The sequence below is a fragment of the Plectonema radiosum NIES-515 genome (assembly GCF_025753815.1).
Lineage (GTDB): Bacteria > Cyanobacteriota > Cyanobacteriia > Cyanobacteriales > Nostocaceae > Hassallia > Hassallia radiosum_A.
Map to the genome: position 1 here is coordinate 18613 of NZ_JAOWRF010000085.1, position 14150 is coordinate 32762.

Consider the following 14150-nt stretch of genomic DNA (forward strand, 5'->3'; position numbering starts at 1 on the left):
ATAAATCTCAAAAATGATCCGCAAAAAATCCCAATAAATTCATGAAGAAGGTCTTTATATGCTTGACACCATCACAAACAAAATATTTGAACTGAAATCAGAGTTAGGTTACAGAACTGCACTGCTGAACCATGCGAAAAATTTGCCTGCACTTGAGTTACGCGATCGCCTAATTGTCGATACTCTTAAACAAGAAGGGGTTTACGTCACAACACTCGACGAATTGGGATTAACCTCCACCCCACAACTTCTCGATGCTGCTCACAGTCAATTGTCCAGCATGGCAACACCTAGCTACAACAGTGCAGGTAAATTGCTTCCCCAAATTTACACAGTTACAGATTTACCAGAATTTTCCACTTGGGCACAGGAACAAAAACTGCTGAATATCATTGAAAATTACATCGGGCTTCCCGTTGCTTTTCAAGGTGTACATTTACGCAAAGATTTACCCAACGAAAATCAATTTGGAACGTTGCTATGGCATAAAGATTCAGAAGATCGACGAATGGTCAAAATAATCATTTATTTGACTGATGTCGAAGAAAAAGACGGTCCTTTTGAGTATGTTCCTCGATCTTTAACTTCCTTATATAGCTTAAATTATTATCGAATTTACCACAAGCTTTGGAAGACAGAATATGTAGGTATCAACGATGAAGAATTGAAAGAAATTATCCCCAAATCAGCCTGGAAATCTTGTCCTGGAGCAGCAGGTACGGTCATTTTTACAGATCCAAAAGTTGCTTTACATCACGGAACCCTGCGGACAGAAGAACGGTCAGCGCTGTTTTATGTTTACACTGCCAACCCCCCCAAGCGACCAGAACTTTGTACCCAATATTGGGATGATACTTTTGCTAGACCAGAGTTAAGCAAAGAATCTGATTCGGTTAAAGTAGGCACATAGCACTATTTTCTCGGAAAAAGTAGTTTGTCATCAAAGAATTTTCGGAAATTACACAGTTTCCTTTGTAGTGAATATTAAATCGAGGTTATCTATGATTTTTACCGAAACTGAACTCAAAAGCGCTTTCGTCATTGATTTAGAACAAAAGCCAGATCACCGTGGTTTTTTTGCCCGTACTTTTTGCGCGAAAGAGTTTGAGGAACATGGCTTAAAGCCAACGGTTGCTCAATGCAACTTATCTTACAACCATAAAAAAGGAACGCTGCGGGGAATGCACTATCAAGTTTCCCCAGCAACCGAAACAAAATTAGTCCGCTGTACTCAAGGCTCTATCTACGACGTAATTATCGATATGCGTCCTGAGTCCCCGACATTTTTATCACATTTTGGCGTGGAACTCAGCGCAGATAACCGTCGCGCTTTATACGTTCCGGAAATGTTTGCCCACGGCTATCAAGCACTTACAGATGATGCTGAAGTGATATATCAAGTAGGTGAATTTTATACACCTGGGTATGAACGGGGTTTGCGCTATGATGACCCATTTTTTAACATTCAATGGCCCGTTGATGTAACGGAAATTTCTGAGAAAGATTTAAATTGGCCCTTGATGACAATGATGAGTGTGGGAGGCACATCTTTAAGATAAGAGTATAATTGTTGACAATTAACCACAATGCACCTCACTAATACTTAGTCAAATTGATTAATTTTATTAGAGGTGCAAATTCTAAGTATTTTTGTTGATAGCGGTACTATTTATTTTTTGTGAAAAAAGTAAAAGTTCGCATCGATTATCTCAATAGGTTTAAGGTTGTTTCCCTTTAATAAAAACAACTTGCGAAAAAAATAGCTAACAACAAACACAATCTGACGGAGAGATTAATCAATGATAATTGTAGATCGCGCCTTACAAGCACGCGCCGAGGCAGGCAAACCAGTTAAAGTAGCCATGATTGGTGCTGGCTTCATGGGTCGAGGAATTGCCAATCAAATTGCTAATTCCGTCCCAGGTATGGAGTTAGTTGCTATCTTCAACCGTCAAATTGATGCAGCCAAGCGAGCTTATTCGGAAGCGGGAATTGAGAATGTTCAAGTTGTTTCCACTGTAACTGAATTAGAAGACGCGATCGCTCGTGGTGAGTATGCAGTCACCGAAGATGCGATGTTGCTGTGCCAAGCCGAAGGCATTGATGCTTTAATTGAAGTTACAGGGGCAGTGGAATTTGGCGCGGCTGTGGTGATGGAAGCGATCGCCCATCGCAAGCACGTAATTATGATGAACGCTGAACTTGATGGGACTATTGGTCCGATATTAAAAGTATACGCCGATAAAGCAGGCGTTATTCTCAGCGCTTGCGACGGCGATCAGCCAGGGGTAGAAATGAACCTTTACCGCTTTGTCAAAAGTATTGGTTTAACTCCTTTATTGTGCGGTAATATCAAAGGATTACAAGACCCTTATCGCAATCCGACCACACAAGAAGCATTTGCCAAACGTTGGGGTCAAAAGGCTCACATGGTAACTAGTTTTGCAGATGGCACAAAAATTTCCTTCGAGCAAGCGATCGTTGCCAACGCTACAGGAATGACAATCGCTAAACGGGGAATGTTGGGATATGACTTTGCAGGTCATGTCGATGAGATGACCAACATGTATGATGTCGAACAGCTTAAAGAATTAGGTGGTGTCGTCGATTACGTAGTTGGAGCAAAACCAGGTCCGGGTGTGTTTGTATTTGCAACTCACGACGACCCCAAGCAACGTCACTACCTCAACTTGTACAAATTAGGTGAAGGTCCTCTCTACAGCTTCTACACTCCTTATCATCTCTGTCATTTTGAAGTACCACTATCCGTTGCCCGTGCTGTCTTGTTCCAGGATGCTGTCATGTCTCCCATTGCAGGTCCGCTTGTGGATGTAGTCACCACCGCTAAAATCGACCTGAAAGCTGGAGAAACCCTGGATGGTATTGGCTACTACATGACCTACGGTCAATGTGAGAGTTCCAACATCGTCCAAGAGCAAAACCTCTTACCAATTGGTTTAGCCGAAGGTTGTCGCCTGAAACGAGATATTTCTAAAGATCAAGTTCTCACCTACGATGATGTAGAATTGCCATCAGGCAGACTTGGCGATAAACTGCGAGCAGAGCAAAATGCTTACTTCGCTACTGGAAAAACCCTGGCAGCAGTAGGGTAATATATTGAATTGAAGCGACAGTAGTGACAAGTATTTATGTCAGGCAATCAGAATTGTCAACAATCTGCGATAAAAATCAGTAGAAGTTGATCAATTACCTTGGATGCCAATATGATAAATACAACGTTCACTACTGTCATTCTCGCGTTGAAGCATTACTACATATAGATAATTGTTTTTTTCATAAAGGAAAAATGCTTTTTGGAAATATTCTGATGAAGAAGTAGATGTTGGATAGTAAATTCTACTGATAAGCAATAAAATTATTTTCATTAACTAACTGCCCAACATTTAAAGAAACTTCATATCAACTTCACTTGAAATTTATGAAAATTGCTCTAGTCCATGATTACTTAACCCAGCGCGGTGGGGCAGAGCGCGTCTTTGAATTGCTGTGTAAGCAATACCCAGAAGCTGACATTTTCACATCTTTGTACGATCGCCAACAAACAATTGATTTAGGCGATCGTATAGTTAACACAACCTTCCTGCAAAGCATTCCAGGTGCAGCCAAGTATTTCCGCTTAATGGCACCTTTTTATTTTCCTGCCTTTCGAGCCTTAGACCTACAAGATTACGATTTGATCATCAGTAGTAGTACCAGCTTCGCAAAAGCAGTACGAAAAAACTCAAAAGCACGCCACATTTGCTTTTGTCATAATGTTACCCGTTTCTTGTGGGATACAGAAACTTATTTACGCGAGTATGGAGACTATCGATATTTTGCACCTTTAATTAAGCAAGTCTTTGATGTCATGAGAAAGGTAGACCGGACTTATGCACAGGAACCTGACCTTTATATTGCTAATTCTAGTATTGTAGCTCGTCGGATTCAAGAAACTTACGGCAAAAAAGCTATTGTAATTAACTATCCAATTGATACAAAAAAGTTTATTTATTCAGATATAAAAGATGAATATTATCTGGCCTCAGCCCGGATGATCAGCTATAAGCGTCTTGATATAGTAGTTGAAGCTTTCAATTGGCTGGGGTGGCGATTATTAATATCAGGGGACGGTCCAGAACAAGGAAGGTTAAAATCCAAAGCATTAGATAATATTGAGTTTTTGGGGCATGTACCTGATGCACGACGCACTCAGTTGTTTTCTAAAGCTAAGTCTGTTATAGTGGCAGCCTTAGAAGATTACGGATTAGTTCCAGTAGAGGCTAATGCGAGTGGAACACCAGTCATTGCCTATGGAGCAGGTGGGGTATTAGATACTCAGGTACCTGGAAAGACAGGAGTCTTTTTTAAGAGACAAACGCCCGAATCTCTACAAACCGCACTACTAGAAGCCAGGGAAATCAATTGGGATTATGCTGACATCCGCAATCATGCTGTGACACATTTTTCGGAAGAGGCATTTTTTAATCAAGTAGAGCAAGTTATTGACCAAACTTGTAGCCTACATCCATCATTTATTTAAACTGTTAGCTGAGGGATAGTAAACGTGATTCAAACTAGTAGTCTAAATCCCAATGTAAATCCAATTGCTGAGACAGAACCGGGTTACGGACAACTGTTTGCAGTTTTAATCCGGAGATTTCCTTGGTTTTTAGTAGTATTTCTTGCTTCGGTAGGGGTTGCACATTTTTTAACTTCTAAAACACCACCTACCTACAAAAGCAATATGCAGTTGCAGATAGAACCAAACTATCAGGGTAAAGCAGAAGGAGCTGGAGCAGAAAATAAGTTTACCGAGTCTAATGTTCAGATAGACGTTGCAACTCAGTTGAACGTGATGAAGAGTTCTGGACTGATTCAAAAAGCGGTTAATAAACTTAAGTCTGATTATCCCGATATAACTGTAGGTGAGATTAAAAGCTCTTTAATTTTGCAGCAATTAAGGACAGCAAAAGATGATGTTGCTACTAAAATTTTCCAAGCAGACTACACTGGTACAGATCCAGAAAAGACACAAAAAGTTCTAGATGCTGTTCAGAAAGTTTATTTAGAATATAACATCCAACAGCAGGATGAGCGTTTAAGAAAAGGTCTGAGAAACATTAAAGAAGAGTTAAAAAAAGTACGTGAAGATCTGACAGTATCTGAGAGAAAACTACAACAGTTCCGCAGTACTCAGAAATTTATCGACCCAGAACAACAGGCTAAAACTCTAGAAGACGATTTGAACAGAATTGTTCAGGTACGACGCGAAACTCGTTCTTTGTATGAGGAAACTTTGGCTCGGCAAAAATCTTTAGAACAACAACTTAAGCGTTCTCCACAGAATGCCCTAGTTGCTTCGCGTCTGAGTCAGTCTACTCGCTACCAAGGGTTACTCAACGAAATCCAAAAAACAGAACTGGCTCTAGCGCAGGAACGCTTACGTTTCACCGATGAAACTCCTAGCGTACAAAAACTGATAGAACAGCTTCAAAGCCAGAAGCAATTATTGCAACAAGAGGTAGGACGAACTTTAGGGGGTAGCACTGCTACTGCCAGTGCTGTTGGAGATACTTTATTACAACAAGGACAGCTCAGTCAAATTGACCTCAACCTTGCCGGTCAGCTAGCAGAAACACAGACAAATATAGTCGCTTTAAGTGCTCGCGATCAAACACTCCTACCAAAAGAGACTCAGTTGCGTGAAGAGCTCAAACGCTACCCAGCTTTATTGGCTGAGTATAATCGCTTACAACCGCAGATACTACTTAGCCGTCAACGTTTGCAAGACCTTTTGAAATCTGAGCAAGAATTGCGGCAGGAACTTGACAAGGGTGGATTTAATTGGGAAGTTGTGGAAAAACCTCAGAAAGGGGAGCGAACGGGTCCCAACTCTCAGCAAAACCTTCTATTGGGTGCAGTGGTAGGGTTAATGTTGGGAGGAGTTGCTGCCTTTGTCCGGGAAGCAGTTGATGATTCTGTTCATACTACTGCGGAGTTGGAGAAGCAGGTTGCCTTGCCGTTGTTGGGAACTACTCCTAAGCTGCCACCAGCCAAACCGAGAGAATCAGTGATCAAGTTGCCTTTTGGCAAGCCAGAAGTACTAGCTCCCTGGACAATTCAGGTACTGCAATCTCCACCGCGTTGGGAATCGCTGGATTTGATTTATAAAAATATTGAACTGGTAAATACTGTTGCTACGTTCAAATCTTTGATGATCACTTCAGCTTTGCCGGATGAGGGTAAGTCAGCTCTTGCGCTGGGTCTAGCGATGAGTGCTGCCCGTTTACACAAAAGAGTATTGCTAATTGATGCAAACTTACGCGATCCCAGTCTGCACAAACAACTTAATCTGCCAAATGAACAGGGTCTTTCATCTCTGCTGTCAAGTGATATTACTCTACCTAACCAAATTAGTATTCAATCTTCAGGTTCATCTTACATTGATATTTTGACCGCAGGACCTGCACCTGGCGATCCAGCTAATTTATTGAGTTCCCCCCGCATGATGCAATTGATGGCAGCATTTGAGGAAAACTACGATCTAGTACTCATTGATGCTTCTCCGGTTCTGGGCATGGTGGATGCGATACTCACAGCATCATCTTGTCGCAGTGTGGTCATGGTAGCAAGTATCGGTAGGGTAACTCGAACTCAACTGGCACAGGCTACAACGATGTTGAGCAAGTTAAACTTGGTTGGGGTTGTAGCAAATGGAGTATCTAATTCTAGCAGTACTTACGTACCCTATGTAAAGCCACAACGATTGGCGTTGAAAGAAGCTGTGGAAAAATAGCTAGATGATTGCCAAGTGGGCATTTTGCTTCGCTCCATTCGCAATAGACATAGAAAGTGGAAAAGATTTAGAGACGTAGCGCTGCTAGGTCTCTATAAAGGTTTCGGGTAACGCACAGTTAATAGTCATTTGATGATAGTAAAGCCCCACGCAGTTGTCGTTGTGCCAGAGTGTAAACTAATCAACATAATGCCATTATCATTGCAAGAGCTTCTATTCTTTTTCGAGTTTTTATAAAAATGCTGTCTGCAAAAAAATAGAGGGTCTTTAATAAAACCAAATCCTCTCTCACAACATGCTGCGCTTTATATTCAGAAATCATTTCTGAGTTGCTAAGGATGTTTTCATCTAGAATATTTATAGCGAGTACGAAACACCCAGCAGTTTGGATTTATGAGTTAATAGCAAGCAGTTGCATCAAAATAGCATGCCATTTACAGTTTCAACTAAATACAATTTTTTACCCCGCTTTTATCGACTGGCGAGTGTGAGTGTGTTGTCTAATATGATGGTTCCCCTCGCGGGGTTAGTAGATATTGCCTTCTTGGGACATTTGGCAGATATCCGTCACTTGGCTGGGGTGATTTTGGCAACTATCCTTTTTGACTACCTTTATCGGGTTTTAAAATTTATGCGGTCGAGTACTAATGCTCTGACTGCTCAAGCTGTAGGACTTGATGAACCTAAAACTGTATTATTGGCTGGATTAAGAAGTGGTTTGATTGCCTTAACAGTTGCTTTACTGATTTTACTATTGCAATACCCGATCCAGAAGTTTGGTTTTTTGCTGTTGAGTGGTTCTCCAGAAATTGAAGCCTCTGGGGTTGATTATTTCTCCGGACGGATTTGGGGCGCACCTGCTGTTTTGCTCAATTTTGTCCTATTTGGTTGGTTTCTTGGGCGGGAAATGAATGGTATAGTGCTGCTAATGTCCATTATTGGTAATGGTTCTAATGTGTTGCTTGACTATCTAATGATTGTCAAGTGGGGTTGGGAAAGTATGGGAGCCGGTTTAGCAACAGCTATCAGTCAGTATTTGGCATTATTGATTGGTTTGGTTGGGGTTGGTTTGACTATTGATTGGAAAGTGTTACCAGCCGCAGTAAAAGACATGTTTGATTGGGTAGCACTTAAAGATACTTTTGCACTCAAGATGAATATTCTGATTCGATTTGTAGCCCTGATTTCTGCCTATTCTATCTTTACTAATCTGAGTGCGGTGCTAGGAACAGAAGTTTTAGCAGAAAACGGTTTGCTGTTGCAAATTGCTTTTTTGAGTCAGTTTGCAGTTCAAGGTATCGGGTTGACAACGCAAACGCTGACTGGCAATTTTCAAAGTAAGGGAAATAGAGAACAGATGATACCATTGCTAACTGTCTCTATAATGGCAAGTTTGGCGATCGCTTTACCCATTGCTTTTATATGTATTATTTTTCCAGACCAAGTTTTTGGGCTGTTGACTAATCATCCAGAGGTAAACACCAACATTAATAGGTATACAATCTGGTTGTTACCTGTTTTAGTAATTACTGCGATCGCTTTCATTCTTGAAGGTTACTTTATCGGCTTAAAGGAAGGTGCAATCTTGCGTAATGCCGTATTACTTGCCTTTTTCTTGGGTTTTATTCCCCTAGCGATCGCCGCTTGGTATTTCCAAAACAACCACCTCTTATGGGCAACTATTGTCTCTTACATGACAACTCTTATGGTCGTACTCGGTGTATTTTTACCCCAGACATTAAACAATAAAAATCTTCACTTATCAGGCATCAACTGATATGATATAAGTTATTTATTAACGTCTGCAATATACCTTTTTTGTCTAATTTAAAGGCTACTCAGTATTCACTTCAGAAACATTTGACACCGCAGAGCGAACAGCATTTATAAAGTTTTGGTAACGTTGGGCAGAAAAATCGAGGACACCTTGTCGCGCTGCGACTGCGGCATTACGGGCAAATTCTTGGTCGTCAAGATCATGGAGAATTGCGATCGCACCTTGCATTTGCGTCATCATAGGGGTTAGCAATCCATTAATGGCGTCCGTAATCTATCCCTTCGGCATTGCGCGATTACCGATTTGACTAGTGCTATCTGGAAAAAACTGGCGTATAGAGCGACTTTCATGTGGTTGACCTCTCATTAAGTGCAGTTACGCCTTGATACTGATTAGGGGCAGTCATGCCTTGATGCTGATAGTATTTATGTGCTGCCATAGTTATAGCCAAAAATGACCAAAGAATCATGCCCGACAGACCAATCATAGCGCTATAACCAATTAGCTGGGCGGAGCAACTTATCGCAATGGCTCGAGCCGCACTCATAAAGCTATCGAAACGAACTTCAGAATATTTGCTTATAGTGAAAATTATCAAGATTAGCCCACCCAAATAAGGAATGGCTCCAAACCAGCCCAAGGTGAAAAACATATCTAAAATACCGCTGTCAATGACCGCGACTTCTATTTGACCGGTTTCTTCGTTGAGCTTCCAAATATTTCCAAACCCATTACCCAAAGTGTTAGAAAGGGCTATATTAAGCTGTGTGTCATAGGTTTTTGATCTATCCCTATAGCTTTGATCCTCTTCGAGGTTGGAAAAACTTTCAAAACGAGCTGCTACAATCTTGGAAAATGGCTGGATAGTCAGTAATGGCAGGACACACATTACCATCACCAAGATGGTAATAAATAAGCGCATTTGAATACGTGCCTTTGCCGAACCCAGAATCATAATTATTCCTAATAACCAGCCCCCCCAGCAAGTACGTACTTGTGTAAATAAAAACGACAAGTAGCCAACCGTAGAGGCAGGAAAATTTAAAGGTCCAGAGCTTGTGAACAATAACAGCAGACCTGCTTGCATCACGTTTGCAAAGGGACCGGGTGAATGCATTGTACTCCACACGCGGATACCAAAGGGTATTGGATCTCCAGCACTGGTCAGTTTTGATTGTAGGAGCCAAAACCGATCCCACTCAGGAGCTACGGCAAATTGATATACACCGTAAGCTCCTGTAATCAACACGCACCAGAGGAATGTGCGTTGAATGTTCTGGCGGTAGCTGGGATAATCTCGCCAGTTTATAAATAAGTGAAAAGCTAACAAAAGGGGACTCAGCCAGTCTAGAAGGCTGCGTGCTACGGGAACTGGTTGGTTGTAAACCAGTCCGATGAGAAAGGCATAGAACACCCCTGCAAAAGTCAAAAGAAAAGGTAAGCCTCCTTGGCGATGGGCGCTGGGAAGGTATCGAAATAAGGTTCCGATGGTGACAAACACCACTAAGTAGGGTGCTACGAGCATCTGACGAGTTGGATCCCACCCGGCGCGAAGGTCAACTAAGCGGGTAACAAACGCGGAAAGAAACCACATCCACCAGGTAAAACCCAGATAGAGAATGGGATGGCGCAAGTATAAGAATACCGCCGTAACTAAAGCGGCTACAGGATAGACTAGGCGGAGGCTGGCTGCAGGACCAAGGTAACATGCCAATGAAAGCAATATGAAGCCGAAGATTACTATCCAACCTTGTCGCGATCGCAATGAAGGAGAGTAGTTTCTTTTCAGAAAACTATTGAAAAGTATCTCATTGGAAGTCACGATGCATCTCCAGGGTGAAGGTAGTTTGTTGAAAGCTTTTTCAAGTAGCTACGGTGCTGTTGCCATGTCTGCCAACCCTGAGTTCGTCCACGCATAGATGCCAGCAACTTCTGCCCCGCGAATCTGCCTTCTTTGGGCAAAAATCTTAGCCATTGCAAAAAACCGAAACAATCCTTTGTGCCAACTAATACTGCCCATACCACAAAAATCGCACGGCGTGTAGGTGGTAGATGCTCTAATAAAACTACTGTTTCATTATGGACTAAATTAACAAACGCAATTTTATTAAAATTGTTTCGCTGATCTTCATCAAACCGTTGTGCCGGATAGTGATCTACAGCAACGTTAGGATCGTAAATAATCTTCCAACCAGCTCGCTGCAACGTTAGAGTAAAGGACATTTCAAAATGTACTTGCGCTCCTGTACCTCGCATCCGTTCATCAAACCGCAATTGCCCAATCGCAAGGGTGCGTAAACTCATGTTCACTCCCTTAAGAACATCGACTTCGCGGGCTTCTCCTACTCCCAAGTGATGGTTCCCAATCACTCGTCCAAACCACTGCAACCGACCGACAACTTCACGGGATTCATCTTCGAGCTTACTGCTGTGGTGTACCCAGTCACGCCCACCGACTGCGCCGATTAGCTGATCTGAGATAAAATGAGCGGTAAGGCGTTCTAACCAATCAGGATGAGGTGCCGCATCGTCATCAGTAATTGAAACAATGTCTCCCTCCACCGCTTCCAGTCCGGCGTTGAGAGCTGCTACTACCCCCGGAACAGTTACCTTTACAATCTGTAGTGGCAGAATGCTGACTTTAAATTCTTCAAGAAATTGCCATGTTTCCGTGTCGATATCGCGGACAACGGCTAACACTTGAAAAGCTGGTCTGGTTTGTATTTCTAGCGCCTTAAGGCACCGCAATAGGTCCTTTTGACGGCGATAAGTGGGGATGAGAACGGTGTTCCTCATTGTTGCTTAATTCCTCGAATAGATCCACATAGGTTTGTGCCATAGTATTCCAACTATGTTGTTCGGCGATAGAGCGAGCAGCTTTACCCATTTTTTGCATTGTTGCGCGATCGCTCACCAAGGATAACAGTGCTGAAGCTAAAGCATCAATGTCGTCTGAGTCGGGCAAGACTACTCCACATTCTGGCGTAACTATATCGGCAGCGCCAGTTGTACCAGCAGTAATAACTGGTAAACCTGAAGCCATCGCTTCAATTACGACTAATCCAAAAGGCTCGTAACGTGATGGAAAAACCAGTAAATCTACTGCCTGCATAATTTGGGCAATGTCATGACGATATCCCAGAAAATGCACTCGTTGACTCAACCCCAAAGACGCTGCTAATTGCGGGTACGGGCTATTTTCAGTCCCACCCACAACCGTCAAATGTAGGTCGGGAACTTTCACCAAGGCATGAAGCACGGTATCTAAGTTTTTCCTGGGTGTACGGATATCGCCTGCAAATAGTGCTAAGGTGACATTTTCTGGAAGACCCAATTTTTGGCGACTAGCTACACCTGGAGAAAATTCTTGCAAGTCAACTCCATTGACAATTACCCGAATATGCGATCGCGGCACGCCAATATCTACTAATTCTTGCGCTACCCTCTGTGATACTGCGACGACAACTTTCGCTTTTTGGAAAGCTTGCTTTTCCCAACGGGCATTTAAAACAGTATAAAGCCACTGGTAAAAGCTATAAAGGTCTCGGCGGTTTCGCGAAAGATGATATTGCGATCGCAGCCAGGAACTATGTACAAAATGTACCGCATTCACATCAGAACCTGCCGTGGTTATTGCTCCGTTAACTTTTACCAAATCAACAGCAGAACAATTTTTCCGCAACCAACCTGCACTTTTGTTGGCAAAAATAAAATTACGAATCAATTCACTTGGCAAATTTTTTACAGAAATATCAATCCAGTTTACTTTGCTACTTTGATGTAGTTCTTCTGCCACTTCTGTAGCCAATAATGTCAAGTGATGACCACGACGGATTACTTCTTTTGCAATCTCATAGTTCACACGTCCCTGACCATCACCTTTTTTTACTTGATGAGTAACGATACAAAGTTTCACACTCCGTCTTCCTTTCACTTAAATTACTCAAGTTTGACCACTAAATTCTTACCCTAATTCTGATTTTGCAAATCTAATTAACCCCCTTATTTGGCTTTTTTTAAGAAGTGATTAGCTAACTGTTGCGGAGTAAAGCTGAGAGTTAGTGCTGCGATGGTTCGCAAGTTAAATTTTTGCTCGTTAAGCGCACACCAAAGATAAGGACGTGCTTGGGCAACCTGTTGGGTTCGCAGCAAACCAATAGCCAAAGTTGTATGAGCTTCTAACCATTTATCCTTAAAGTGTGACTTAAACTCCTTTAATCTCTCATCTTCCATAAACCGCTCATAACAAAATATTTCATTTTGTGCTTTGCGGATTTTTGCATGAGCATCTCGACTACCACTAAGCATGGTATCAGTTTGCTCATGGGCGCGATAACAAGTTAGTCGTTCTGAATAATAATAAGTTCCATGACCAGATATAGAGCACATGTATGCCAGATATATATCCCACATACCACCAACTTCAGGAGGAATACTATCCCAATCAACAAAATCATTGCGAATCACACAAGCTGCGGCAGTAGGTATACTTTTATCTACTAACCCGATTTTGACTAAATTTTGATGAACTCCTTGTGCAAGCTGGTCACGTTTATAACTGCGTGTATTTTCTTCAGTCCCAGCATCATCAATTACGCCATTTGCATCTATAATATATTGATCGCAAAAAGCTAAAATTAAATCTGGATGTTCTTCTAACGGTGGAATAAGCTTTTCTAAAAAGTCTTCGTTCCACATATCATCGTCATGGAGACTGGCTACGTATTTTCCTCGTGCCATTTGAAATGCGTGCATTTGATTAGCAAACATTCCGACATTTGTTGGCTGTCTCCAATATCTAATGCGTGTATCACTAAAAGATTCAATTATTGCTTGAGTATTTGTTGTACTGCAATTATCAGAAATGATAATCTCAATGTTTTGATAAGTCTGCTGAACAGCACTAGCGATCGCCACTTTCAGATACTCTGGTCTATTATAAGTTGGTATAATGACGCTAATTAGAGGTTTTTTTAAGTTATAATTCTCCATCATAATTTTAGCTCCTAACCATTTATATCTAAATTTGGCTGTCTGACTTATTTTCCAACTGTTAAATACTTCTCTTGTTTTAAATTGTCTGTTATTTCATTTTGATGAATTGTCTCTAAAAAACGTAATGCTGTGGGTCCAGGGCTATAATGTTCAAGTGCCCAAAGTCTACCTTGGGTAGCGATTCTTTCGATAATTTCTGGATCGTTAGCTATTCTATCTACTGCTTCTTGTACGTTGTCTAAGTCAATTCCAATGTAATGGCGCCAATTTTCTGGCATAACTGGAAGTCCAATTCCATATTTATCAAAATCCACATGAAAGGTAGCACATCCGGCAGCTAATGATTCCCAGAATCGCCAACTATCCCATTGCACAACTCTGTTTGTTTTTAAATTCAGCTTGATCAGAACTTGCTTGACAACACGATTAATTACGTTGCCTGGATTTTTAGGCCAAGGTGGTACAAAAAATCCCCCAAAGCCAGCACAGGCAGCTGATTTTTTTAAGCGATCGTAGTAACTTGGATAATGCCGTTTACCCGTTTGCAACCAATGGAGATAATGATAAGGATCTGCTGTAGGG

The 14150-nt window shown here is 41.7% G+C and carries 12 protein-coding genes; 6 read left to right on the top strand and 6 right to left on the bottom strand.

All coding sequences use genetic code 11. The features are described from left to right. The first annotated feature begins 58 nt into the window (after positions 1–58). The 6 genes from OGM63_RS05555 to gntT all read left to right on the top strand — a co-directional run bounded on the left by OGM63_RS05555 (position 59) and on the right by gntT (position 8573). Positions 59–910 carry a phytanoyl-CoA dioxygenase family protein gene (locus OGM63_RS05555; protein WP_263744505.1) on the top strand — a complete coding sequence of 284 codons (852 nt, stop codon included), beginning with the start codon at positions 59–61 and terminating at the stop codon, positions 908–910. A gap of 91 nt (positions 911–1001) precedes the next feature. Then, on the top strand, positions 1002–1559 hold the full coding sequence (gene rfbC, locus OGM63_RS05560) for a dTDP-4-dehydrorhamnose 3,5-epimerase (RefSeq protein ID WP_263744506.1): 558 nt from the start codon (positions 1002–1004) through the stop codon (positions 1557–1559). Between the two features lie 240 nt (positions 1560–1799). Then, positions 1800–3113 carry an NAD(P)H-dependent oxidoreductase gene (locus tag OGM63_RS05565; RefSeq protein WP_263744507.1) on the top strand — a complete coding sequence of 438 codons (1314 nt, stop codon included), beginning with the start codon at positions 1800–1802 and terminating at the stop codon, positions 3111–3113. A 326-nt stretch (positions 3114–3439) separates the two neighbouring features. Continuing rightward, the gene (locus tag OGM63_RS05570) at positions 3440–4540 is read left to right on the top strand and encodes a glycosyltransferase (protein WP_263744508.1); all 1101 of its coding nucleotides are present in this window, start codon (positions 3440–3442) and stop codon (positions 4538–4540) included. Positions 4541–4564: 24 nt separating this feature from the next. Then, on the top strand, positions 4565–6796 hold the full coding sequence (locus tag OGM63_RS05575) for a GumC family protein (RefSeq protein ID WP_263744509.1): 2232 nt from the start codon (positions 4565–4567) through the stop codon (positions 6794–6796). A 427-nt stretch (positions 6797–7223) separates the two neighbouring features. Continuing rightward, a complete protein-coding gene (gene gntT, locus OGM63_RS05580) occupies positions 7224–8573 on the top strand; it encodes a guanitoxin biosynthesis MATE family efflux transporter GntT (RefSeq protein WP_263744510.1) in 1350 nt (449 codons plus the stop codon). 57 nt (positions 8574–8630) lie between these two features. Here the strand turns inward: gntT and OGM63_RS05585 are convergent, their stop codons facing one another. From OGM63_RS05585 to OGM63_RS05610, 6 genes are all read right to left on the bottom strand, one after another. Continuing rightward, positions 8631–8813: a hypothetical protein gene (locus OGM63_RS05585; RefSeq protein WP_263744511.1), complete on the bottom strand. Its 183-nt coding sequence runs from the start codon at positions 8811–8813 to the stop codon at positions 8631–8633. Positions 8814–8919: 106 nt separating this feature from the next. Beyond that, a complete protein-coding gene (locus OGM63_RS05590; protein ID WP_263744512.1) occupies positions 8920–10098 on the bottom strand; it encodes an O-antigen ligase domain-containing protein in 1179 nt (392 codons plus the stop codon). Positions 10099–10391: 293 nt separating this feature from the next. Further along, entirely contained in the window at positions 10392–11321 is a 930-nt protein-coding gene (locus OGM63_RS05595; protein WP_263744513.1) for a glycosyltransferase, read from the bottom strand. Next, on the bottom strand, positions 11308–12489 hold the full coding sequence (locus tag OGM63_RS05600; protein ID WP_263744514.1) for a glycosyltransferase family 4 protein: 1182 nt from the start codon (positions 12487–12489) through the stop codon (positions 11308–11310). The genes OGM63_RS05595 and OGM63_RS05600 overlap by 14 nt, the downstream gene beginning before the upstream one ends. An 86-nt stretch (positions 12490–12575) precedes the next feature. Then, entirely contained in the window at positions 12576–13568 is a 993-nt protein-coding gene (locus OGM63_RS05605) for a glycosyltransferase family 2 protein (protein ID WP_263744515.1), read from the bottom strand. Positions 13569–13612: 44 nt separating this feature from the next. Then, the coding region (locus tag OGM63_RS05610) for a glycosyltransferase (protein ID WP_263744516.1) at positions 13613–14150 on the bottom strand (538 nt) is incomplete at its 5' end.